The organism is Campylobacter troglodytis (assembly GCF_006864425.1).
GTDB lineage: Bacteria > Campylobacterota > Campylobacteria > Campylobacterales > Campylobacteraceae > Campylobacter_D > Campylobacter_D troglodytis.
In genome coordinates, this window is record NZ_QHLI01000042.1 from 1 (window position 1) to 24,697 (window position 24,697).

Annotated in this window: 23 protein-coding genes and 1 pseudogene; 13 read left to right on the top strand and 11 right to left on the bottom strand. The window is 32.5% G+C overall.

Going from position 1 to position 24,697, the window contains the following annotated elements; genetic code table 11:
- Window positions 1–267 precede the first annotated feature (267 nt).
- The 6 genes from DMC01_RS08875 to DMC01_RS08900 all read left to right on the top strand — a co-directional run bounded on the left by DMC01_RS08875 (window position 268) and on the right by DMC01_RS08900 (window position 8,734).
- A complete protein-coding gene (locus tag DMC01_RS08875; protein ID WP_142693876.1) occupies window positions 268–3,621 on the top strand; it encodes a hypothetical protein in 3,354 nt (1,117 codons plus the stop codon).
- A gap of 9 nt (window positions 3,622–3,630) precedes the next feature.
- Window positions 3,631–5,085 (top strand): hypothetical protein, encoded by a 1,455-nt coding sequence (locus tag DMC01_RS08880; RefSeq protein WP_142693877.1) that lies wholly within the window; start codon window positions 3,631–3,633, stop codon window positions 5,083–5,085.
- A 610-nt stretch (window positions 5,086–5,695) separates the two neighbouring features.
- On the top strand, window positions 5,696–6,616 hold the full coding sequence (gene ilvE, locus DMC01_RS08885; protein WP_142693878.1) for a branched-chain-amino-acid transaminase: 921 nt from the start codon (window positions 5,696–5,698) through the stop codon (window positions 6,614–6,616).
- A gap of 10 nt (window positions 6,617–6,626) precedes the next feature.
- Window positions 6,627–7,688 carry a prohibitin family protein gene (locus DMC01_RS08890; RefSeq protein WP_142693879.1) on the top strand — a complete coding sequence of 354 codons (1,062 nt, stop codon included), beginning with the start codon at window positions 6,627–6,629 and terminating at the stop codon, window positions 7,686–7,688.
- Between the two features lie 9 nt (window positions 7,689–7,697).
- The gene (locus tag DMC01_RS08895) at window positions 7,698–8,228 is read left to right on the top strand and encodes a DUF2393 family protein (RefSeq protein WP_142693880.1); all 531 of its coding nucleotides are present in this window, start codon (window positions 7,698–7,700) and stop codon (window positions 8,226–8,228) included.
- Window positions 8,228–8,734, top strand: coding sequence for a DUF2393 family protein (locus DMC01_RS08900; RefSeq protein WP_246059151.1), 507 nt, complete (start codon window positions 8,228–8,230; stop codon window positions 8,732–8,734). Before DMC01_RS08895 ends, DMC01_RS08900 begins: the two co-directional genes overlap by 1 nt.
- A 667-nt stretch (window positions 8,735–9,401) precedes the next feature.
- On the opposite strand, the gene DMC01_RS08905 is transcribed toward DMC01_RS08900, so the two are convergent.
- Together DMC01_RS08905 and DMC01_RS08910 are read right to left on the bottom strand one after the other, a co-directional pair.
- Entirely contained in the window at window positions 9,402–9,659 is a 258-nt protein-coding gene (locus tag DMC01_RS08905; RefSeq protein ID WP_142693882.1) for a hypothetical protein, read from the bottom strand.
- Between the two features lie 1,207 nt (window positions 9,660–10,866).
- Window positions 10,867–11,073 (bottom strand): hypothetical protein, encoded by a 207-nt coding sequence (locus DMC01_RS08910; protein ID WP_142693883.1) that lies wholly within the window; start codon window positions 11,071–11,073, stop codon window positions 10,867–10,869.
- A 523-nt stretch (window positions 11,074–11,596) separates the two neighbouring features.
- On the opposite strand from DMC01_RS08910, the gene DMC01_RS08915 reads away from it, so the two are divergent.
- Window positions 11,597–11,827, top strand: coding sequence for a hypothetical protein (locus DMC01_RS08915; protein ID WP_142693884.1), 231 nt, complete (start codon window positions 11,597–11,599; stop codon window positions 11,825–11,827).
- Window positions 11,828–12,570: 743 nt separating this feature from the next.
- Window positions 12,571–12,786, top strand: a complete 216-nt coding sequence (locus tag DMC01_RS08920) for a hypothetical protein (protein WP_142693885.1) — start codon at window positions 12,571–12,573, stop codon at window positions 12,784–12,786.
- 367 nt (window positions 12,787–13,153) lie between these two features.
- On the opposite strand, the gene galE is transcribed toward DMC01_RS08920, so the two are convergent.
- The 5 genes from galE to DMC01_RS08940 all read right to left on the bottom strand — a co-directional run bounded on the left by galE (window position 13,154) and on the right by DMC01_RS08940 (window position 16,914).
- Window positions 13,154–14,143, bottom strand: a complete 990-nt coding sequence (galE, locus tag DMC01_RS08925; protein WP_142693886.1) for a UDP-glucose 4-epimerase GalE — start codon at window positions 14,141–14,143, stop codon at window positions 13,154–13,156.
- 424 nt (window positions 14,144–14,567) lie between these two features.
- Window positions 14,568–14,738, bottom strand: coding sequence for a hypothetical protein (locus DMC01_RS13585; protein WP_185908839.1), 171 nt, complete (start codon window positions 14,736–14,738; stop codon window positions 14,568–14,570).
- 51 nt (window positions 14,739–14,789) lie between these two features.
- Window positions 14,790–15,605: a hypothetical protein gene (locus DMC01_RS08930; protein ID WP_142693887.1), complete on the bottom strand. Its 816-nt coding sequence runs from the start codon at window positions 15,603–15,605 to the stop codon at window positions 14,790–14,792.
- A 13-nt stretch (window positions 15,606–15,618) separates the two neighbouring features.
- Window positions 15,619–15,945, bottom strand: a complete 327-nt coding sequence (locus tag DMC01_RS08935) for a hypothetical protein (RefSeq protein ID WP_142693888.1) — start codon at window positions 15,943–15,945, stop codon at window positions 15,619–15,621.
- Window positions 15,946–16,113: 168 nt separating this feature from the next.
- The gene (locus tag DMC01_RS08940; RefSeq protein ID WP_142693889.1) at window positions 16,114–16,914 is read right to left on the bottom strand and encodes a 3'-5' exonuclease; all 801 of its coding nucleotides are present in this window, start codon (window positions 16,912–16,914) and stop codon (window positions 16,114–16,116) included.
- 59 nt (window positions 16,915–16,973) lie between these two features.
- Here DMC01_RS08940 and waaC point away from each other — a divergent pair, with 59 nt between their 5' ends.
- Entirely contained in the window at window positions 16,974–17,987 is a 1,014-nt protein-coding gene (gene waaC, locus DMC01_RS08945; RefSeq protein ID WP_142693890.1) for a lipopolysaccharide heptosyltransferase I, read from the top strand.
- An 855-nt stretch (window positions 17,988–18,842) separates the two neighbouring features.
- Here the strand turns inward: waaC and DMC01_RS08950 are convergent.
- From DMC01_RS08950 to DMC01_RS08965, 4 genes and pseudogenes are all read right to left on the bottom strand, one after another.
- Complete coding sequence (locus DMC01_RS08950; protein WP_142693891.1) at window positions 18,843–20,456, bottom strand: DNA polymerase III subunit gamma/tau; 1,614 nt, start codon at window positions 20,454–20,456, stop codon at window positions 18,843–18,845.
- A 485-nt stretch (window positions 20,457–20,941) separates the two neighbouring features.
- Window positions 20,942–21,562 carry a disulfide bond formation protein B gene (locus DMC01_RS08955; protein WP_142693892.1) on the bottom strand — a complete coding sequence of 207 codons (621 nt, stop codon included), beginning with the start codon at window positions 21,560–21,562 and terminating at the stop codon, window positions 20,942–20,944.
- On the bottom strand, window positions 21,562–22,185 hold the full coding sequence (locus DMC01_RS08960; protein WP_142693893.1) for a thioredoxin domain-containing protein: 624 nt from the start codon (window positions 22,183–22,185) through the stop codon (window positions 21,562–21,564). The genes DMC01_RS08955 and DMC01_RS08960 overlap by 1 nt, the downstream gene beginning before the upstream one ends.
- Window positions 22,186–22,301: 116 nt before the next feature.
- A pseudogene (locus DMC01_RS08965) lies at window positions 22,302–23,059 on the bottom strand (IS1595 family transposase).
- Window positions 23,060–23,129: 70 nt separating this feature from the next.
- Here DMC01_RS08965 and DMC01_RS15990 point away from each other — a divergent pair.
- From DMC01_RS15990 to DMC01_RS08980, 4 genes are all read left to right on the top strand, one after another.
- Window positions 23,130–23,258 carry a hypothetical protein gene (locus DMC01_RS15990; protein ID WP_282432291.1) on the top strand — a complete coding sequence of 43 codons (129 nt, stop codon included), beginning with the start codon at window positions 23,130–23,132 and terminating at the stop codon, window positions 23,256–23,258.
- An 88-nt stretch (window positions 23,259–23,346) separates the two neighbouring features.
- Window positions 23,347–23,928, top strand: a complete 582-nt coding sequence (locus DMC01_RS08970; RefSeq protein WP_185908840.1) for a D-Ala-D-Ala carboxypeptidase family metallohydrolase — start codon at window positions 23,347–23,349, stop codon at window positions 23,926–23,928.
- A gap of 123 nt (window positions 23,929–24,051) precedes the next feature.
- A complete protein-coding gene (locus DMC01_RS08975; protein ID WP_142693895.1) occupies window positions 24,052–24,477 on the top strand; it encodes a hypothetical protein in 426 nt (141 codons plus the stop codon).
- A 24-nt stretch (window positions 24,478–24,501) separates the two neighbouring features.
- On the top strand, window positions 24,502–24,697 hold a 196-nt coding region (locus DMC01_RS08980; RefSeq protein WP_142693896.1), incomplete at its 3' end, for a hypothetical protein.

The following is a 24,697-nucleotide window of genomic DNA, read 5'->3' on the forward strand; positions in this document are numbered from 1 at the left end:
CAAAGTTGCAAGACGAAACGAAGCAAAAAAATACTTCAAAATTTCCCTAAATTTCTTTTGAGACAATTCGGGAACGGACTATATACTTGTTTTTCATCGCTGTAATCATAACTTGAAGCTCCTTTATTAGAGCTTAAGTTAAATTGAGTCTAAAACAATAATGAATTAGCATTATTGGCAAATATTTTATGAGGATTATAGGAGGCTTATAGGGTTTATAATTTTAAGTTATAATTGTGTAGAATGTGAGAATTCAAAGGATTGTGAATGCCAAAAAATAATAAAAGCATTGTAACGCCAAATACTAAATATCTGTATCCCTTGACTGCTATCATTGAACCATATACTAAAAATACACTTCCAAGTACTCCTCACTCATTTGAAGCATTAATAAGCGATAAGTTTTTACGAGACTGTTTAATAGACAGTCATTGCAACAAGCAAAATATATTGTTATTAGATGAAATTGATATAATTGGCATCAATATGAGTGATATGTATGAAAAACTATTTGAAATATTAAAACAATATGAAAGTGGTAATATCGATACAAAACAAAGTATTAAAGACATTGATGAATATATACAAACAATCAAAAATACCGTTAATAATTTTAAAACTCGCTATGCGAATCTTTTTAAAGAAGATACATCAAATGATATAAATATGTATAATACGCAACAATTATTTAACAAAAGCAGTCAAAAATTAGAAACTTTACTTGACGATATAGGTAAATCTCAAAACGAAGCCACAATAATGGCGAAAAATCAAACAAATAAAATGCTTGTTGTGCTAATGGGACTAAATGTATATTATTCGCATAGTAGCATAGTAATGGCTTGTGCAATGAATCTATTACATACCAATAGCATTCTATTTAGAATAATACAATCGTGTTTTGCTATAACGCCTTATGGTGCGACTATATCTCTTATTGTGCTAGTGGGTATAGCCTTATTTTATATTAGTAGTTTGAAAAATAATCATAACTTAAAAATTAAACTCTATGAATTTTATGCCGTGTTAAACAGTATTTCTCAAAAAATAAATAAACAAAATACTTATCTTGCAAGCATTATAAATATTGATAAAAAATATTCTGGCAATATAATGCTACTTAATAAAAAAGTCATCAAGTATCTAACCAAACCATTGCATAATCATATATATATGTTGTTAAATGATAGTTTTATCGATAAATCTTATATATGCACCACATTAAACAAAAATCAAGTTATAGATTTAAACATTGTTTCATTATTAGAACAAAATAGCACACAAGAAAATCATCTAATCAAACCAGGCAAACATCAATTTGCCATATCTATATATCCACACATTAAAAAACAAAATATAGAAAATAGCGATATTATTAACACCTCTGCATTTAAACATTTAAAAAGCATCATTTTAGAATTTAGCGATTTCCTTTTTATCCAATCGCCATATTTTAGCTCTACCATTGCATTAGATATGATTTCTCAAAGTTTTAGTAAAAGCCACGAAAATAATAATTATATAGCCAATAAATATATGCTTTTTATTACGAATCCAATATCTATAAGCTCTCCACATTATAAGATTAGTGAGTTTGTAAAAACACAGTGTCGTAGCAATAACAATATCAAAGATAATGTTTTGTTTTTAAATACAATAAATCGCATAAATAAGCAACAGCTATTATCAAATTTTACAGAACAAATTAAAAAATATTATACAACGATTCCAAACACACAAAATGATATAAAAAACCTAATGCCATTACTGCAAGATTTATGCGATAATCATAAAAATATTATGGATATTGCAGATAATTTTAATGCTATAAATAATTTTCTTTTAAAACAATTTAATAACCAAGCATTAGATGGACGACATACAAAAACGATACAAAACATTATAAATATACTTTTTTCATTTGAAAATATACTTTCGCATTTTATAGATTTTAAAATTAACAAAAATAGCAAAGAAGCAAAAATAGTTTTTGAAGAAGAAGATTTAAATGAATTAAGAAACAAAGTAAGGGAAAAACTAAATGATATACCATTATTTCAAAGCATATTTTGCATTACACATTTATTTAATAATGCTTATTTTTCTAATACACCAGCAGAGCAAATAAATCTATTTAAAAGTTTATTAAAAAACTGCAAAGAGCAAGTTCAATTTATGCGATATAAAAATAAATTAGAAAATATTAAATTAAGCAATAGCGATATTTACTACTTTGTAGATTTTCTTTTGCCATTTAATTCACAAATTTTATTAGCATTTTTTAATAAAGATGAATATGATGAAATATGTATATTTATATTATATTTATTAGATTTAGAAATTGATGGAATGCTTATATATTGCCGCTATCATCTTATTGCATTATCAAATTATACGCCAGAAAATAATATAAAAAATTTTGAAAATATATTTAAAAAAGATTTTCAAAAAAGACTTCAAAACACTTTAGAAGATGTAAGTATAGATAGTATATTAGATACACTTAAAGGAAAAATCGATAATGTTAAAATTAATCAATCCGCAATAAATATAATTATATTTCTTGCATCAACTACTATAAAAAAATCTAAAGATTGGATAAAAAATAATGTCAGTAAAAAATCTTTGGAAACAAATAATCTTATCTTGTTATTGCAAGGTATTTTAAGCAATCAAAAGAATATTACAAATATGGATAATATTTTAAATGATACAATAAATCAAACAAATATGCCCAAACAAATTCCAACCCCAACAAAACAAATAGATAAATATAAATTTGACATAATTAACATATTATTAAAACAGTTACAAGGCATTAAAAAAATACAACCATCTCCTCAAGGTTTAATTGCATTTGCAATAATGGAATACTTAGATAAAAAATTCCCTATTATATCCAAAGCAGATTTAAAGAGACAAATTATGTTTTTTTTATTAACAGCTAGAGAAAAACAAGACGCTCCATATAGTAAATGGGAAGCCAATAAGGATTATTTTTACATACCCAAAGAACTTAATAAAACACTAATTGTTGGCGATTTTCACGCATCTTTATTGCTTGACAATGCACTAGATTGTGGCTATCTTACGCACAATCCTAGCATAGCAGCTTATATAGACGATGAAGAAGCAATAAGGCCACAACTTATAAATGAATTAAAAGCACATATCAATAATAGCGTAGCATTAGATGGCATTGGGAATAATATAATCAAAGAAGCCTACTGTAAGATATTGCATTACTTAGATATAGGCACAAATGAAAGTATGCAGTTTTTAACCACACGATTAAATCTTAGTGAAAAGAAGATTAGACAATATTTTAACTTAAGCACTATAAGCAGTAAAGAATTAGCAATAAAAACTAAAATAAATTCAAAAGAGGGCAACAAAGACAATAATTTTAGAAAATCTACACATAATGTTAAATACATTAAAGATTTTCTAGTGCAACTTAAAAGAATAGCAGAGTATAATTATAGTATATATAATGACACTATCAATAAAAATGCGATTGACAAAAATAATAATAACAAAACAAATACAGCTCCACAAATATTAGGTAATTATATTTACAATGAAAATTTTATCCCATCAAATATTGATTTGATAGATTAAGTGTGCATAATGCGAGATGAATTAGTAGCAATGTTTAGGGATGATTTGCCATTTTGGCATAATTTTTTTAAACAAGTAGATAAACTTGAAAACTTGCTAAATACAAAAAATTTTGACGCCAAAAGTCGCAAACTTTTTGATTTTAACTTTATCCTAAAAACCCTAAGAACCTACAAGCTGCACCCAAATGGCAATGGCATAAAATGGAGCAAGGAAGAAAAAGAAAGTTTTGTAAAATTAAGCTATAAAGATCAACGCAAAATGATAGTGCGAAAAAGCGAATTAAGATCCTCTCTTTTTCCTTATGTAACAGTAGATTATGAGCCTTATAAATATAGCGAACGCATAAGCGATAGTGCAAAAATAGCATATCAAAGAACACAAAGCTTACTTAATCAAAACAAGAATTTAGATTTTAGCAGTTTAAATTCTAATATTAAAGAAGAAATATTTAATAATCTAAGACTAGCCTATAAAGAAAGGTATCTTAAAGCAGGAGTAGAACTAGCAAAACTACTTTTTAAAAATTCATTTTTAGGCAATCACAAAAACGCCGAATCTGAAATCTTAGAATGTGTCTTAATCACCAAAAAATTACTTGGTGAAAGGATCCCAGAAAATGCGTATATGTATTATAAGCTTTATCAATGGAGCAGTGATGAATATAGATTATTTCTTGATGAATTTACGCCAGATACACTAAAAATAAATAAAGAACAAGCTAGAGAATGCTACAACTTTGCATTAGAATCTATCATCTGGGAGGCAATAGATGAGGAAGCATATCGCTTTAAAAACTCCATTGTTAGTGCAGAATTATGGCTAGCAGCTGCTATTAAATATCAAAGCCCACTAGCTTTTGGCACAGCAGCTTCGCATTATCTTGCTAGCAATATGCCAAATCTTTATGGCAGAAGCTCCATTTTATATTCACTTGCTTGTAACCGTTGTGCCATTGCACTAGGAAGCGATAATAAATTATATGGCTTAGCGCAAGATAGCTATGGATTAGAATCTAAAAAATTATGGAGCTATTATGAAAAAACTTCCGAACAAAGAGGGCTAATAAACGGACTTGATCCATATTTTGATGAAAAATTCCCACCTAAACACATTATAGATTTAAGTGCAATGGTAACAGGTTATGTATATAATGGCTTTACAAATCGTGGAGGATTAGAAAATGCTATAAAAAATGGCATTGTCAAAGATATAATAAACCAAGAAGCTACAATAAAAGATATAAAACATTTTTACCTAACAATGTGGAAAATCATAGTATACACAGACAATCAACTTACGATGGATGACTATAATTTAGGTAGATTGGGCTATCTTGCATATATTTTATACGAAAACCTACCTTACGGCTACCCATCCGCTCGTCCTTATATCTTTCCAAAAGAGGTGCTTGATCTAGAAATTGATTTCACAAAGGGTGTGGAGGATTTAAAAGAGGCTTGAATTTAAAACATATCTTATAACTTTTTTCAACCATCCTAATAAATTCTTAGGTATTATAAATTCTTGTATGCTAAAAATGATTTAAATTCACTTGGATACTTTTTGGAAAATATTTTAAGCTAAACCAGCGTAGAACCTTTACAAAAATTCAAAAACAGTTAGAAAAAATTAGCTTTTATGGCAACTTGATAGCATTTTTGTTGCAGCAAAGACAAAGCGGTAAAATTATCTTTTGATGTTGCTTTTTATGCTAGGCTTATTAGCTGTATTCATGAACTAGATAAAATCACTGGGGTTTCAAAGAACATTATGGCTGTTTGTGTGAATATACATTATAATGATTATTTTATAGATTCAAAATCCGAATATAAAAATTTGAAAACAACTCAAACAAAAAATAAAAAGCAAGTGTTACAAGGCATTTTTAAATTCACAAAGCTCTCTTAAACATTTTACAAAGACAACAAGGCTACAAAAAAGCCTTATAAATTCACAGTCTAAGCTATGGATCTTTAGTATATTAAGCCCATCTTTATGCCTTTTTAAGAAAGAAGGTTAAATTTTAATCTTAATGTGTTAAAATAGCACCCATTATATGAAAGGTTAGATTATGAAAGCAGACGCAAAAAAGGTTTGGATGGATGGGAAAATAGTAGATTTTAAGGATGCCACAGTGCATATACTCACGCATTCTTTGCATTATGGAAACGCTGTGTTTGAGGGTACAAGGGCTTATAAGACAGAAAAAGGACTTGCGATCTTTCGCTTGCAAGATCACACAAAGAGGCTCTTAGAATCAGCTAAAATTACACTTCTAAACTGTCCTTATTCTCAAGCTGAGCTTGAAAAGGCTCAAATAGAGCTTTTAAGGCTAAATGAGTTTAATAAAAATGTCTATATAAGACCCATTATCTATTTAGGAGACGGAGAAATGGGGGTTTATCATATAAAGGCTCCTGTTAGAGTAGCCATTGCTGCTTGGCAAATGGACGCTGCATACTTAGGCGATGAGGGCTTGAAAAAGGGCATTAAGGTAAAAATTTCAAGCTTTATGAGAAACAGCGCAAAATCTTCTATGAATAAGGCAAAAGCAAGTGCTAACTACTTAAATTCACAGCTTGCCAAATTTGAAGCCATAGATGCAGGCTATGAGGAAGCCTTGCTACTTGATGAGGAAGGTTTTGTGTCTGAGGGCACAGGAGAGTGCTTTTTCATAGTAAAAAACGGAGTTTTAATCACCCCTCCAAATGATTTCACCCTAAGAAGCATAACCCAAGATACAGTTTTAAAGATAGCAAGGCATTTAAATTTGCCCATTTTAAGACAAAGGATTAGCCGCGATGAGGTTTATACAGCAGATGAAGCCTTTTTCACAGGAACAGCAGCAGAGGTAACGCCAATATCTAACATAGATGCTAGGATTATAGGAAGTGGAGAAAGAGGCGAGCTTACAAAGCGTTTGCAAGATGCTTATTTTGATGTGGTTTATGGGCGAGATGATGCCTTTAACTCAATGCTAACTTATATTTAAAGGATAAAAAATGCCAGCAGATTTGAATGATTATTTTAACAAAAAAAATGGTAGCAGTGGGGGTGGTTCTAAACAAACCCTGAATTTCAAGGCTCCAAATTTGGACTTTATGAAAGGCTTTGGAAAATTCACGCCTCTTATTTATATCATCATAGTATTAGTGCTTTTATTGGTACTTGCCAAGCCTTTTGCCATAGTAAATTCAGGTGAGATGGGCATTAAGGTTACCACAGGTGCCTTTGGTGAGAAGGCTTTAGAGCCCGGACTTCATTTCTTTGTGCCTATATTTCAAAAGATCATCATCATAGACACCAAGGTTCGTCAAATGACCTATGCTTCGGTTGAGGGTGTGAATGAAAGCTCCTTGCAACGAGGCAGCGGTGTGATTAATAAAAGCTCGATCTCAGTTCTTGATAGTCGCGGGCTTAGCGTGTCAATCGATGTAACAGTGCAGTATAAATTAAACGAGGCTGTGGTGCCTCAAACCATAGCAAAGTGGAATGTAAATTGGGAGGATAAGATCATAGATCCCACAGTGCGAGATGTGGTAAGAAGCGTTGTTGGTAAATATACAGCCGAGGAATTACCTGCAAACCGCAACGCCATAGCCCAGCAAATCAACGATGACATAGGAAAGATCATAGTAGGGCTTGAAAATACCCCTGTTATGCTAACTGCTGTGCAGCTTCGCGAAATAGTCTTACCCCCTGAGGTAAAAAGGCAGATCGAGCTTGTGCAAGTTGCAAAGCAAGAAGCTGAAAGGGCAAGTCAAGAAGCACTTCGCCGTGCGACACTCGCAGAAGGTGAGGCAAATGCTACTATCATTAGCTCAAAGGGTAAGGCAGATGCTGCTAGGATTGAAGCTGATGCTCAAGCTTATGCAAACAGACAGGTTGCAAGTAGTTTAAATAATCCTCTTTTGAATTTAAAGCAGATCGAGGTTCAAGGAAAATTTAACGATGCACTCAAAGAAAACACAGACGCAAAGATTTTTCTAACACCAGGTGGTTCTGTGCCTAATATCTGGGTAGATACAAAGGATGCTAAGAGGCAAAGTGCCATATCTCAGTAAGGGAAAAAGATGCTAGAAAAATTGAGGCACTCTTTGCTTTTTTATGCCCAGCATCTTTATACTGTGGATTTTTTGTTTATTTTTTTGGCATTTTTTGTCTTTATAGTTTTTTTAGTCTTTGCCATAATGCTTTCAAAAAGACCTATGATAGCTGGCATAGTTATAGTTTGGGACTTTGTTATTTGTTATTATTTAATCTTTGATGGTTATGCCTTTTTAGATAGCAAGGTAAGAACAAGGGAGGCTGAGATAGTGAAAACAAGCATAGCAAATGAAATAAATTTCGCCGTGGATTTTAACATCACAAATCTTTCAAAATACAATTTCAGCTTTTGTAAGATCACAAGCACACTTTACAAAGAAGTAGATGAAGAGGCTTCTTTTATAGAAAAATACAAGAATAAACTTAGAGCCTACCGCATCAAAAGCAAAACCCTTGATAGCCTAAAAAGAGGAGAAACTCAAAATCACCGCATAGTTTTTGAGGATTTTAACCAGGATCTAAATATCAGCTCTTATCTTAAAAGCGAGTGTTACTGATGTTTAATACCTTGCAAATTCTAGCTTGCTCACTTTGCATAGTGCTTTTCTTGCTTTTTAGTGCTGTGATCTTTTTGCTTGTTAAAAAGCCTCAAAATGCCATTGCCTTTTATGCGATAAATGCCTTGTTTATGGGCATACTTGTGTATTCTTTATTTTTGGCTATTGAGGATTATACCAAGCAAGCAAGTATTTCAAATTTGAAATTTAATAGAATTTTAAGCACAGAAAGCCTAAATATAAGTGGCAGAGTAAGTAATCTTACCAAATTTCCTATCAACAAATGCTTCTTAGAACTTACCATAGCAAATAAGCTAGGCACCGATAAATCAACAGTTTTCCAGCAAGATAAATCAAGCATAAAAAGAGGATCAAACAGCACAAGCTACACAGTGCAAATTGTAAAAGCCTTGCCAGGAAATGCCTACAAGGACTTTGCAGTGCAAGTTCCCTTCCCTCCAAACTACACAAATACCGAGTTTTATCATATTTTAAACTGTATTTAGTGTATTTTGAATTTTTAAACTATATTTGAAGGCTTTAAAGCCACTGAAAATTGTTGGCTTAAGACATTGTAATTTGATACAAGAACATTTTAAAGTATGGAAAGCAATATGATTCATTCTAGAATTTTGCAGATATAATTTAAGGAATTTTGAAGTATTTGTGTCTTGATTTATAGGTGAACAACATCGCCGAAATTTGCAAAATTTCTCGTGTTTGTGTGAATGCAATTGTGCAAGAAATTCGCATTTTAACCCTTAAAGAATGCGAGAAGGTCTCTAAAATGAGCGGTGAGATCGAAGTTGATGAAAGTTATTTCGGTGGTGTTCGTGGTAGCGTAGGCGTGGGGCTGGTCGCAAAAGTTTTTACTTCGTGATAAGCACTCGTAAGTGTGAGCAAAAGGGGCTTTGCACAGTTGATACTTGCTAAATTTAATGGCTAAAAGAGAAAATTTTGTCCTTCATTTAAAAGACAAGAATTTACATACAATGCGAAAATTTTAGGACAAAATTCTCATTAAAATTTATTAAAGTTGATAAGAGAACATCCTATCAAGTTTAATTGAGCCAAATTTTATACAAATTTTCATTCTTAAGCTTGATCTTAGTTCTAAATTCACTCTCCTTCAAGCATGCAAAAAATTCCCTTTTAATCTAGTAAAACCCTAAGCTAATATTTGCAAAGGCTTTGTTTACAGTTACAAGGGTATGAAGTAAAAATATTTTCTATGCCGTTGATATTATTACGCTCCTTTGTAAATTCGAATTTGGCTTGTTTTATCCTATAATGAGTCTTTGCTCCTTCTTGCAAAGTTACAAGATAGGTAACGAAGTAAAAACATAGGTATTTTTGACCAACTCCACATATGCGCTTATTATGTACTCGCCTTGCTCCTTCTACTACGCAGTTGCTAGTGTAATGAAGCAAAAATAACTTTCACTCATTTTACAATCTCACCGCTCATTTGAGAAAGCCTCTCGCATCCTTTGGCTATCAAAATGTGAATTTTTTGAAAATTTTGCACAAACTTTGATGAGGCATTTGACAAAATTCAGCAATTGTTTCGCCTATAAATCAAGTTATTCTTGCAAGGTAACGAGTGCAAGGCTCAGTAAAAAATACTTCAAAATTTATCTAAGTTAGATCGACGAAATTTTCAAACCAAGTTTTTTTATAGGCACTCACTTAAAAATATTTTGCTTGAAGTTTAATGTAGCCTTTTTAAATATCTTTGAAAGCCTTTTAAATTCTATCAACTTTTAAATTTTTTTAAAAGAACTTTAAGGGCTTTTTAAATCTTATTTAAAATTTAAAAATTCACAGCTTGAATGAAAGGGCTTTAAATTCGAGCTTAAGGTTATTTTTTGTGTTTTAAATTGTGGTTTAAAATGGGGTTTTGTGAATTTATTTTAAATTTAAGCTCTAAATTTAAAGCTTGAATTTAGAACTTAAATTTAAGATTTTTACTTTAAAAGCATAACCTTGACAAGGTCCAAAACTAGAACGCTTTAAATCATAAACTTGAATTTAAAAGCTTTAAATTCAAGTTTTAAATTCAAGCTTTTAACACACTGAATTTAAGTCTTTATAAATTAGCGAGATTTAAGTGGGCAAAATTTTTTTTAAGCTTTTAAAGCTTAATTTTGATTTAAATTTAAAACTTCTTTGCTAGCCGCTCGGGGAAAGCGGCTTAGCAATAGATTGAAGGTTTTCCAAGCCTCTCAAAATAATCTTAATCTCAAAACTACCTTGATAGACTTGAGAAAAGGATTTATTCACTTAAAGCAAAACTCGTTCCAAATTTCTCACAATCTTCGCAAAACACTTAAAATTTTTTGTCATAGAAACTTATTTTTGTGGACTTTAAAATTCACAAGTACCATTTTTAAATGGCTCAATACAACTTAAGTGGATTTTCTCTTATCAACTTCATTAAATTTTGATGAGAATATTGCCTTAAATTTTTCGTCTTAATTGCGTTTTTTTAAATGAAATACAAAATTTTTTTAGCCTTTAAATTTGGCAAGTTTAAATTTCGCAAACTTCTACTTACAGTTACAAGAGCACGAAACAAAAACATTCTCTATGCCGTTGATGTGCTTTCGTTCATTTGCAAACTTAAATTTGGCGTATTTTATCCTATAATGCACTTGTGTCCCTTTGCAAACTCATTTACCCTATGCTTTACTCTGTAATGTGCCTTTGTTTCTCCTTGCAAAAACACAAGCCTAGCTAAGTAAAAAATCAACCAAGCCATCATAAGCTTTGAAGTCCTTCTATAAATCTCGCATTCGTTAAGCTTTGCAAAGTCCCTTATGATGCGCAGTAGTTCTTTTGCCAAGCAATGCTTTACCACCTATGTATAAACACTAGCCTAATGTTTTAGCATCTCTTCTTGCAAAGGGACAATTGTGTAACACGAAATAAAAACACAGATGTTTTTAGCTCCACGCCCACGCTTTCCCCTTACTCTTTTAACTCCTTCTGCTCGCAGTTACGAGCAAAGCGAGGTAAAAACTAAGTCTCATCAACTTCAACCACTTATTTTCTAAAAAACTTCGCTTTACTGATTTTTCACACTCTTTTGTGATTAAAATGCTAATTTCTCGCACAATTGCATTCACACAAACACGAGTTATTTTGCAAAGCCCAGCATTTTTTCACCTCTAAATCAAGGCTTCTTGCAAAGGGACAAGAGGCTTAACGAAGCAAAAAAATACTTCAAAATTTCCATAAATTTCTTTTGAGATAATTTGGGAATGAACCATATACTTGTTTTTCATTTTGCTATCCATACTCTAAAATGATCTTGCATCAAATTAAAGTGATGATATAGTTACCAATTCTTTCAAAGGAGTAAATGTATGAAAAGTGCCACATTAGACTCAAGTGCAAAAGAGGCTTTAGACAAAGCGGTGAATGGTAGTGGTGGAAGTCAAATTTTTTTAATCAAACTAAAAGCACAATGTAGCAGTGAAAATATTTTGCAATATGACGATGAAGATTTAAGAAAACTAAAACAGTATTCAAGCTATGATTGTGGTGGCGGTTTTGAAGATAGATTTAAAGCCATTCTTTCTTGCATAGAGAAATAGTTTTAGCTTATAAGTCTTTTAACCGATTTTGATTCGTTATGTTATATGCTTTTGAGTAACTTTGTGCAGTAAATCCTCACTCAAAAACACATTAAACGCGAGAATTTACTACATAAATTCAAAGCAATTTAATACAACTTTGTGATTTATTGCTATTATTTTGTTTTTATGGGCTTGTATGAAACACATTCACATTTTTTGTCAAACGGTATTATATTAAATTGTTCTCCATTATTTTTATTTATTGTGCAAACTAAATGCCCAATTATTGCTATATTATAAAAGGTATATTTACCTACAATGCATTCTTTGGATACTATAATGTTAAATTCTTATCTTGTGTCCTTTGTTATTTTGGGTGGCAATGTTTAGATATTTATCATTATTTTTTGTTTTTTGTCTAAAATCAAGTTAGCTAAATTAAACTTAAAAAGGTTTTTTAAGCTAAGTCCTATGAAAAACAAAAATCAGTTCCAAAATTCGCAGATCTAACTTAGATAAATTTTGAAGTATTTTTTACTTAGCCCCTAGCCACTCCACTTGCAAGAATTGATTTAGAGGTGAAACAATTGCTGAATTTTGTCAAATGCCTCATTAAAGTTTGTGCAAGATTTTCAAAAAATTCGCATTTTAATAGCCAAAGAATGCAAGAATGCTTTTAAAATGAGCGGTGAAATTGAAGTAGATGAGAGTTATTTTTTGTTTCGCCTCTTTTGCAACTGTAAGCAGAATGTGCAAAAAGAGTGCGTGGTAAGCGTGTATGTGGGGTTGATCGCAAAAGTTTTTGCTTCATTAAGCTTCTTGTCCCTTTGCAAGAAGTAGCAAAGGCTCGTTATAGTATAAAATACAACAAAAATGAGTTTGCAAAGGGACGAAATTATATCAATGTAACTGTGAATGTTTTTATTTCGTGGTGCATGTCTTGCAACTGCAAACAGAAGGGTCTTTACAAAGGCTAACTTAGATAAATTTCACGGCAAGATAATTTTTCACACACTTGAAAGAAGTTGAATTTAAATCTAAGATCAAGCTTAAGAATGCAAATTTGTATAAAATTTTGTAAAAATGGCTTAGGAAAAATTCTAGGTCATTTTAGCTAAAAGTGTCAAACGCTGTAATTTTATGCTTCACTTAAAGGATATTAAAATAAAAATTTTAGGACAAAATTCTCATCAAAATTTATTAAAGTTGATAAGCCAAAATCCGCCTAAGTTGTTTTGAGCCTTAAAATTTATTAAAATTGATAAGGCAAAATTTTGTTAAGTTTATTTAAGCCTTAATAAATTCACAAAAGCACCCAAAGTGTCATTTAAATAAAGTCCAAATTTAGTCTCTTAGCTCCCACTCATACGCACTTTTACAAATGATTTCTAGGTCATCAAATTGTGGCTTCCATGCTGTTAATGCCTTTATTTTTGAGCTATTTGCTATTAAAATGCTTGGATCACCTGCCCTACGCGCAGCCATTTCCACCCTAAAATCCACCCCACTTACCCTTTTCATCGTTTCAATCACCTCTTTTACCGAAAAGCCGTGTCCGTAGCCCACATTAAAAATCTCGCTTTTGTTTTGCTCTTGCAAATACGCAAGCCCTGTTAAATGAGCTGCTGCTATGTCATCTATGTGTATGTAGTCCCTTATACAAGTGCCATCCTTTGTGGCATAATCATCCCCAAAGATAAACATTTTCTCGCGTTTACCAGCCGCACACTCAGCGGCTACCTTGATTAAAAGCGTGGCTTTTGGGTAGTTTTGCCCTATTGCATAGCTCATACAAGCACCTGCTACATTAAAGTAACGCAAAATGCAGTGTTTAAAGCCTGAATTTGCCGCACTTGCATCAAGCAAAACCTGCTCGCTCATTAGTTTGCTTCGTCCGTAAGGATTTATGGGTTGCAAAACACTTTTCTCGCTCACACTTTGAGTTTGTGGCTCGCCGTAAGTAGCAGCTGTTGATGAAAATATGAAGTATTTGACATCATTTTCTAGGCAGGTTTGAATTAAATTACTTGTGTTTGCGGTGTTGTTAAGATAGTATTTTAGCGGATTTTGCGTGCTTTCAAAGACCTCAATGCTAGCAGCAAAATGCACCACAGCCTCAAATTTATGCTCCCTAAAAAGCCTTTTAAGTCCCTCAAAATCTCTTAAATCCTGCTTGAAAAAGGCAAATTTTTTTAAATTTTGCAAGGCATCAATGGCTTTTTGGCTGCCCTTGCTGAGATTATCAAGCACAAAAAGCTCGTGGCTTGTTTCTAAGAATTGTTTGAGCGTGTGAGAGCCTATGTAGCCAGCTCCTCCGGTGATTAGAATTTTCATTTGTGCTTATCCTTTCTTTTTTCGGATTAGCTTTTTCGCGCTTTTTAGGGAGACGCTACGCAAAGCTAATGCCTTGCTCCGCTTGCTTCGCCGACTTCGCGCAGATGAACTACAATGTTCTATCTTGCGCTCATCGGCTCGCACAACCCTAAAAATCATCGAAAAATCCTGCACCTTGTCAAATTCATAGCCGAATTTCACGCTTTTGCGTGAATTCTTTTGGTAAATGGCGCGAATTTGTGCCTTATTATCAAATAAATTTGCATTGCTTCGTCATTGTGAGCCGTTGCAAACGGCGTGGCAATCCAAATTTGCAACAAGTTGCGTAACACAATCTACTTAAAACCGCTTTGTATTATAGCGCAAATTTATGTATCAAGTGTGGAAATTTTTATAAAGTGCAGTAAGTTCTCATAGCGTAAATTTATGCTGAAATGTCTAGTTTAAGGCTATTTTTGGCTTGTTTTTTGATTTCTTTTATAAGGGCATTTAAGTCCTTTGTGAAATTTGGATTTTCAAGGTTGTTGATAATAAGCTCTTCGCTTACTTTAAACGATACTGAAATGCTTTGAAATTCTTTTTCAAGGGCATTCAATGCTTCATCTGCACTAGCGTAGCCCCCTAATTCTAACTGCTTTTTAAGCTGCTATTCAAGCCATTTTTTCAGCCTTTTCATTTGCTCTTCAAGCAAATCTACCTCGCCATCATTAGTTTGGCTAGGCGTTTCGCCCTCGATGGTTTTTTTGGCGTATTTTATGATTTGTTCCTTGCTTTGAAGCTCACCTAAATTCAAATATCCATCCATATTTACATCCGCTTTTAAAGTGGCGTTGAGTGCCTTTTCTATGGTGTTTGGCAAGGGTGCGTCATAATGTCTGCTGTAAGGTAGGTAGGACGAAACGCCATCTATTTGCACCAAGGCTACATTTGAGCCGTTTTTCTCGTCTGTTTTGTAAGAATTTAATGTGCTATAACCTGCCAAAGTATCACCCTTTTCGCTCTCGTTTAAAAAGCCGTTTTTATCAGAGTCTGCACCCACATAATTTCTTTTGTAGGCTATGTCGCCAAACCAGCCTGAGACGAAGTTTTCAGCCTCGCCTTTAAGGGTAATTTGTCCGTTTTTATCTTTGTCAAAATTTTGTGAGCCAAAATATGTTTTTAATTTTTCTAAATTCTCAGTGCTAAGCCTTAAATTTATGGTGTTTCCACTTACCTTATCTTTGAATGAAACTTCATTTGCAAATTCATAGTTTTTTTCTAAATTTGAGCTTGTTTTTATGTCATTTAAATCTAAATTTTTTGAAACGATTTTACTGAATTTTTCTAAATTTTCATTGTTAAGATTGTTTAGACTGGAAAATACGGCTTTGTTTTGCACACCATTTAGATTAAAGCTTGTGTTTTCAAAGCTCAGCATAGGACGAACAAGTCCAAAGTCTGCATTAGAGAAAATTCTAGCCATTTGTAACGCCTTTTTAGTATCTATATCTATAATACTTCATAAAGCCATTTGAGTAAATAGCTTGCTTTGAAGTGGAATTTTTGTTGGCATTATAATTATTTCTGTAAGGCTTACTTAAATAATTATAAGTGTGCTTATATGCTGAACCACTATTGTATTTTGGGCTTTGCCAAAGATAATAGCCACCCACTACCTCAGCCATTTCAGCCTTACTTAATTTTTTAACTCCGGGCGAATTTTCGCTCAAAGCCCCATTGCTTACCTTTGCAAGTAAATCATCAGCCAAAGCTGAACCTAAAAATACCCCGCTCAAAAGAGCTACGAAAACGATTTTTTTCATTTCTACTTTCCTTTATTAAAATTAAATATCGACATAATCACAATAAAAATTCACATTATAGTCAAGACAAAAATAGTATTTTTTAAAAAAATTTGTAAAATTTTTTAATTTTTTACATTTTTATTTTGTTCTATGAATTCTCACGCTTATGCTATTTTTCATAATGTCTCACCCATCTTTTTCCACAAATTTTGCTTGCTCTCTTTCGCACGCTTTGGTAAAAACTTCTATGTAGCCTCGTTCTTGCTTGTGTTCTTTGATATACTCGCTCATTATTTGCAAGAAATTCACATAATCTGCCTCGCTTAAATTTCCCTTTATCAACTCATATTTTAAAAAAAGCATATAGGTGTTTAGCACATCGCTTTCGCAATATTCGTGAATCTTTTCAAGCTCGTTTGCGTAAAAAAGACTCATTACTTGCTCTCCACTTGTGTCGTATTTGCCGGGTAGCTCTACCATAGCACATATAGTATCAAGTCGCACGCCCCGCCACGCGCCAAGGCTTTCAAACAAATCGCAGTGTTTTTGCTCGTTGTATCGGCTTTTGTAGTTGTTCCATTTGTCTGAAACCGTGTCTAAATAAACACTTGCTTTTATGTTGTATTTAAGCGCACGAAGCACAAGCACGGGCAGATCGAAATTCTTACCGTTAAAGCTTACAAGGCGAGGGGAGAATCTTTCTATGAAGTTAAAAAAGCTTCTTATCATAGCCTCCTCATCCTCACCTTCGATCTTATTTACCTTGATAAATTTGCCAAACTCATCGCAAAGCACAGCACAAATGCTAATGATCTTATGAAAGGGTAGGGGTAAAAATTCAGTGCCACTTTCTTCTTTTTGCCTTTTAAGTGCTTCTTTGCTAACCTCTTCATCGCTGCCCTCAAAGCCATAAATTTTTCTTATAAGCTTGGCATCAGGAATACTCTCGCAGTCAAAAACGCAGATATAATTTGAAGGCCTGTTCATTTTTACCTTTGTATAAAAAAATTTGTTACAATTTTATCAAAAAATTCAGCGAGTTTATAATGAAAATAGCCCTAATTCGCCTCTCAGCCCTTGGAGACATCATTCAATCAAGCATAGTCTTGCAGTTTATCAAAAAAAAACAGCCAGAGGCTGAGATTGATTGGTTCGTTGATGAAAGATTTAAGGGTATTTTAGAAGCTCATCCTTTAATAAACACCCTTTACGCTCTGCCCTTAAAGGATAAAAAGATCCTTAGTTCGCTAAAAATGCTTTTAAGTGCTAAAAAAAAGGAATATGATCTAGTAATAGACCTTCAAGGCTTGTTAAAATCAGCCTTAATTGCAAGAATTTTATCCTCAAATGCCTATGGCTTTGATCGCAAAAGCTTGAAAGAAGTTATGGCTAGCTTTTTTTACAAGCACAAGGCCTTTGTGCCTTACAAGGAAAATATCATCTTGAGAAATATCTATTTGCTAGGCTTTGTGTTAGATTGCTTTTTTGATAAGGCTGAAATTTTAACCAAAAAGCCTTGCTTTGAGGCTGATGAGAGCCTTCAAAAAAAGCTTTTAAAGAAGTTAAAGCTTGCAAAATGTAATGTCTTAATACACACAGGATCAAGCACAGCCAACAAAAACTACCCAAAAGAAAGGCTTTCCATACTTTCTCAAATGATACTATCAAGCTATGAGGAGACTAAAATTTGGCTTTGCTGGGGAAATGAGGAAGAAAGAAGCTTTTGTGAATTTATCCTCAAAGATAGTGCAAGAGAGGGCATTTTTATCTTGCCAAAACTAAGTTTGCAAGAATTAAGTGCCTTTACAGCACTTTGTGATCTAATCATAGGAAATGACAGCGGACCCACTCATCTTGCCTTTGCTATGAATAAGCCCTCAATTACCATCTTTGGAGCAACCCCAAGCTACCGCAACGCCTATCAAACACCCATAAATAAAATAATAGACAGTGGCAAGTTCATAAGCGATCCAAAGCATATAGACAAGAATGATTTTTGCATACAAAGCATAGATGAAAGGCAGATCTTTGATCATGTAAAGGCACTTTTGGGATCTTAAATTAAGCTCACCTTGAATTTAAAAACTGCTTGTTTAGTGTTTAAGCTTGATAAGTTAAAGCTATAAAAAGAGCAAGAAAAAATTCAAAAGCTTTAAGATAGGGCTAAGGGCTGTGAATTTATATATTTACACAAGCTGAGTTGATTGAATCGTAAAAGCATTTTCATTTTTTCATAAACAAGCCTTGAATTTGCCCTTGTTAGCATTATTTAAGAGTATTTAAAAGAAAGTTAAAGGCTCTCACGGTTTGCGAAAAACTTGCCAAAGTCCTTGTGTATGAAGTTTGTAATATTTGTCTTACAAAACTGTCTTATATAGAGAATATTTCACATAGCACAAGCACTAAGAGAAATTAAAATTTGCAAAATTCAAGTCTTGTTTATGAATTTAACAGTTTTAAAAAAGGCTTAATACACTTTAATTTGATACAAGATCATTTTAAAGCATAAAAAATAAGATGAAAATAAATATATAATCCGTTCAAAAATTTCAGAAACTAAATTTAAAGAATTTTGAAGTATTTTTGTCTTTACAAGGGCTTCTTGCAAAGGCTGGAGGCTAAGTAAAAAATATCTCAAAATTTCTTAACTTATATCTGAGAAATTTGAAAATGCACCTTCGTTTTTCATAGGCTTTAATTTAAAGATCCTTTGGTTTAAGTTTAATCAAGCCTTAAAATTTACAAAATTCAAGCATAAAGATATTTTTGCTTGAATTTGCGTTTGAATTTATGCTTGAGTTTTTAGCTAAATTTATTGAATTTATTGCCGAGATTAAAGGATTTACAAAGATTGATAAACTTCAACTTTTGACTGAATTTGCCTTGCTTATAAAGCAACAGTTTTAAAAAATTTCTTACTCCCTACTTGGCTCGCCAAAGCATTTACCCAGGGCTGTGATGGTTTCTTCTTTTATATCTTGCTTTTTTGCCCCACTTTTAAGCTCCTCAAAGCTAGCCCTTAGGTCCTTTTTGGGATTTTTTATATCTTGAAGCTTACTCTCATCGATGTATAAGCTTGTTTGTTTAGAATTCAAAGGCGAGGCATTTTGAGTGCTTGAATTTAAAGTAGAATTTAAGCTTTCATTTATGGGCTTTTTTTTTGTATCTGCTTTTTGCACGGATATTTTTATATGATCTCCCAGTTCCTGGGCACAAAGCTTGGTGATTAAGCCAAAGCCCTTGTTTAAGATGTCTCTATCCTCGCTAGTTGTTACCTTTGAGCTGATTTTAAGATTATTGTTTTCAAGGCTAAGAAAAGAGGTATTTTTTTCAAAGCACTCTCCAAGAGTGAAATCTCTTTCATAGATCGCCTTTTTAAGTCTCTCATACTCACTTAACTGGACTTGTTTTTGCTGTATGGTAGGAGTATGGACGAAGTTTTCAGTGCTTTTAGGCTTGTTGGTTTCTTTTAAGCTTCTTTCCTCCTCATCAATGGCCTCATCGATCTGCTTTAAATGGCTTGCCTCTATCATCATAAAGGACATTACGCACAAAACAAAGGCATTATCATCACAGTTTGCAAGCATGGTCTTTGCCCTTGATAAAATGTGAAAAAAGCGCTCATAAAGCAGCATCGAAAATTCATTGTTTTTGGCAAAAAAGCTTTCTTTAAGATAAAAGATCATCTCATCAATCACACTACTAGCCTCATAATCTTGCAAATCCTTTAAAAACTCAAGCACCCTCTCTTTTTCTTTTTTTATGATGAGTTGATAAAAGTTTTTGACTTGCTCAGGATCTAAAAAGCCTAGCATTTGAGCCATCTTAGCACTTGTTATTTCATTTTGTGAGTAGATAATTGCTTGATCTAGCAAGGTTAGGGTATCTCTTAAAGAGCCTTGTCCGCTTCTTGATATTAATTTTAATGCATCCTCTTCAAAGCTTACCCCCTCTTGCTTTAAGATCCACTCTAAATGCTTTAAGGCAGCACTTTGAGGAATTTGCTTGAAGCGAAAATGTTGGGTGCGAGAAAGCACTGTGGCAGGAAGTTTGAGGGGATCTGTGGTAGCTAGGATAAACTTAACATAGCTTGGAGGCTCTTCAAGGGTCTTTAAGAGGGCATTTGCGGCTTGTTGGGTAAGCATATGCACCTCATCAATGATAAAGATCTTGTATCTAGCAGTTGAGGGGGCGTATTTTGTTTGCTCTATTAGATCCTGTATGTCCTCTAAACCCCTATGAGAAGCTGCGTCCATCTCTATGATGTCCATATGCCTTCCTTCTAAGGCACTTTTGCACTGAGAGCATTCTCCACAAGGATGTGCCGAGGGACCCTCCTCACACACCAAGGCTCTTGCAAAGATCCTAGCACTGGAGGTTTTACCAGAGCCACGAAGCCCTGAAAAGAGATAAGCGTGGGCTAAACGACCTTGATTTAGGGCGTATTTTAAGCTTGCACTTACTGTATCTTGCCCTATAAGCTCGTCAAAGCTTTTGGGTCTATATTTGATAGCCAAGGCTTGTAGCATATCTTTGTCCTTTTGTGTAATTCAATAAATTCAAGGATTTATTTTAGTCTTTTAAAAGAATTTAAGCTTATTAAGGCTTTAAAGTCTTAATAAATGCCAAAATTATAGCCAAATAAACTTTTTAATAAGTAAAAATATGAATTTAGCCTAGAATTTTAAGCTATTTTAAGATGGCTTAAGATACTTTAATGGGATTTTGGCTTATCAATTTAAGCAAATTTTAATGAGAATATTGCCTTAAATTTTTCATTTTAATTTCTTTTAAATGAAGGATAAAATTTTCTTTTCCACGAAATTTAGCAAGTTTAAATTTCGCAAAGTCTCTTTTGCTTGCATTTGCAAGATGGGTTACACGAAGTAAAAAAATACTTCGTAATTTCTTAAATTTTTTTTAAGACAATTCGGAAATGAATTATATACTTGTTTTTCATCTAACTTTTTATACTTTAAAATGAACTTGTATCAAATTAAAATATACTAAGCCTTTAAGATTTTTTAATGTTAAGAAATAAAATAAAAATGAGACAAAGCCCAAATATGCCAAAGATTAACATACAAGCTTGTGCCATAGAGATAAACTCAAATTTAGGCACAAGATACCAGCCCTGACTATAAAGCCCATCTGAAAAATTATTTTCAGCCCTTCCTATAAAAAATTCTTGCACCCTACTTAAATTCACATCCTCAGAAACAAAGGCAAGATCAAGCCCACAAATTCCACTTGGTGCAAAAAGGCTAGGAAAGAGTTTGTCAAGTGGCAAGGAAAGGGGAAAGTTTGTAATACTCGTGCAACCGTCTATGCCAAAGGGATTGTTTTCTTTTAAGGATGCTTGAATTTTATTTAACAAAAAAGAATGTTTAAGCCCTAAAAATACCCCCCAGCCACCAAGAAAAAGGCTCAATACTTGCATAAATTTAGCCTTAAAAACTAGTCCTAAGAAACTAGCAACACACATAACAAGCATAGCAAAGCGAAGATAAACACAATGCACACAAGGCTTCATAAAAAGATAAATTTGCAAGAAATAATGCACAAAGAGCAAGGAAAAAAGGCTAATTGTAAAGATAAAAAACCAAAGCCTTCTTTCTTTAAAAGATTCTAGCATTAGTTCTTGCTTAGCTCATCTACTAGCTTCACAAGATCTTCTAAGCCGTTAATAGTTCTCATATCTATGATATACTTACCACCCACGCAAAAGGCAGGAGTTGCTCCGTACTGCGAAACTATGCTTGTAGCCTTGTCATATTGAGAGTAAAGTTCTTTTCCTTTTGGGCTTTCTAAGAAGCTATCAAGTTCGTTTTGGCTAATATTGAGGGTTTGTAAGCCTAATTGATAAAAGCTTTGTGAGCTTTCCCAGCTAAGCTTTCTTTCAAAGATGGCTACAAAATAAGCATCAGCAAGCCTGTGTGCCTTTGAGTTTTTATCACTTGTATCAAGCCCTTTTAATCTGTCTTGATTTTCAGCATAGGCATAAAGCCTTGCAAATTCCTCTCCAAATTTGATCTTTTTGTAAGGATAAATTTTGTAGTTTAACTTAGGCAATTTTGCTTTGATCTTAGCTAGGGTGCCAAATTTATGGTGATTATAGCAAGCACCACAAGCAAAGGAAAAGGCTTCTATGAGGGAGTTTTTTTCATTAGCCAAGGGCTTTGATAATTCCTTGTAGCCTTGTGCGTTGGCACTAAATGCTAAAAAACATAAGATTAAGAGTATTTTAAGTTTTTTCATCCTGCTTCCTTTTTGTTTAAATTCAAATGAATTAATTTTAGTAATTTTAGCAAGATTTTATATACATTTAATCTCTCTTGTATAAAATTTATGGCTCAAGATACTCTAATAGCATTTTATCTTATCAATTTTAATAAATTTTGATGAGAATTTTGTCCTAAATTTTTCTTCTTAATTGCACTTCTTTTAAGTAAAACAAGAAATTTTCTTTTTTAAAGCCTTTAAATTTAGCAAGTCTATGTTTAGCAAAGCCCTAAAAATTCACAATTTTGTTGATATGATTTCGTCCGTTTTCAAACTCATTTTTTGAGTGTTTTACTCTAAATGTTCTTTAGCACCTTCTTGCAAAGGGAGGGGCAAAGTAAGGTAAAAAATCTTAATCATAAGCACCCCAGCCTATAAATAATACATTCTTGCACATTGCTAGAATCTCATAATTAAGCAAAAACTCACTAGCAAAACAGTTTTTTACAACTTGTGTATCAATGCTAGCCTAGCATTTTAAGATCCATTTTTACAAAGTTCTAAGACACATAGCAAGAAGTAAAAACATAGAAGTTTTTATGTTGTTTACTCTCCTTCTTTTGCCACACGCTCTTTTAGCAGTAAAATAACTCTCAATAATTTCTATTTCACCTTGAATTTTAGAGATTTTTTCATATTCTTTAAAGGTTAAGATTCTAAGTTGTTTAAATAGCTTGCATAAAGCTTGCTCTGAAATTTGAGTAATTTTTGCAATTTTAGAGGCTTTAATATCAAGGCTTCCACAAAAATTGCAAGTGTAAGGATGCAAAAAATACTTCAAAATCTCTTTAAATTCAGCCTCTGAAATTCTAAAACGATTAACATACTTGTTTTTCACCTTGTAAATCATAACTTGAAGCTTATTTATGTGAGCTTAAGTTTAAGAGAGTCTAAATTTAAACGAACTTCCTTTAAGCTTAGTGTCAAATCAATACTACACCCTTAATATATATGATAAAAAATCCAAGCAAGTAGCCACCATAACAAACAAAAATACCAAAAACATCGTAAATGTTCTCTCTCATACCCCACCTCCACTCTCACTTTGAAATATTTTTAGATGATAGCTTTGCTGAATTTCTTAGCATCTTAACAGCATTTAAGCTAAAATATAAGCTAGATAAAGTGAGAATGGAGGTGGGGTATGGATTTTCCAAATACTTCACATTGGATGAAATGATAAAAACCGATATTAAAGAGTTAATTATTAGCAACAAAAACTTTGTGTTAGATTCTAATTATCCTCAAAGATTACAAAGTTTGAAGGATTTATGCCAAAAAATATTAGACAAATTACAAGCTCATATTTATAAACAATATGGAGAAAACAAAGCCTATAAGCTTAATATTAACAGTGCAGTAAGATGTTTTGAGCTTAATAAAAAAGTAGGTGGTAGCTCAAACTCGCAGCATTTACATTGTGAAGCAGCGGATCTTGCATTTTCAGAGCAAAATCCTAGCAACAATAAAAAATTACTTATCAACCTCTACAAAGATCTTTATCATAAAAAAGTGGATGCTTTATCAAATACAGATCTGATTTCACAGTGTATTATAGAAAAGCACAACAACTATTGGATACATATAGGCATAAAAACACAAAGATATGGATTACATAAACGGACACAATTTATGATTAGTCCTAAACCAAGTAACAATAAACGACAGTATATATTGTATAAGGGCAAAGATTCTGAATTTAATATAGGGGGATTCTAATGAAGTATGTAGTTGCAAGTTTTTTATTGATTGTAAATTTGTATTCGCAAAATTTGCGCGTATATTTTAGATCTTGCGTGTCAAGTAAAGAAAGAGGATATTATAGATAAAAGTAGTGATTTTATGGATACAGTGCAAAAATATTTAAATATAGCTTATAAACATTTTACAAACAAGAAGATTATTAATGGATTAGAAGCTATTGATATGTGTGAGAATATGAAATGCGATAGCTTTGATAAAAAATATAAAATTATAGTGTCAAATGCAAATCTAAAACTTGCTTATGAAACATTTATATCAAAGTTTCCCATAAACACATTAACAGAAAATAATTGGCTTTTAGCTACGAAATTCCCAAAGCAAGATACACAATATAACGAACAATATGCTCATGTAGAAATAAAGGTTTGTTACTTTTATGAAGACGAAAAAACTCTTTGGGTTTCGCCACAGTTTTATGGTATGCTTCAATTTATGGTATTTAAGCAAGTGGATCAAAATGTAGAAATTACTTTTTTATCTTATTGGAATACAGATACTTATTAGATTTTTGCAAAAATGAATAATTTTGTGGATGAATTTAAAGCCCTTTTGTCCTTGAATTCACAGCATATTTCACAAATAAATTCACAACACAGCTTGCAAGAAAATTCACAAAACACCTCACAAACAAATTCAAAAAACTCCCTATCTTTAAACAAAAACTCAAAAGAAAAGCTAGCAAGCTTTATAAAAGAACTTAATCCAAACTCCTTATACCTAGAAT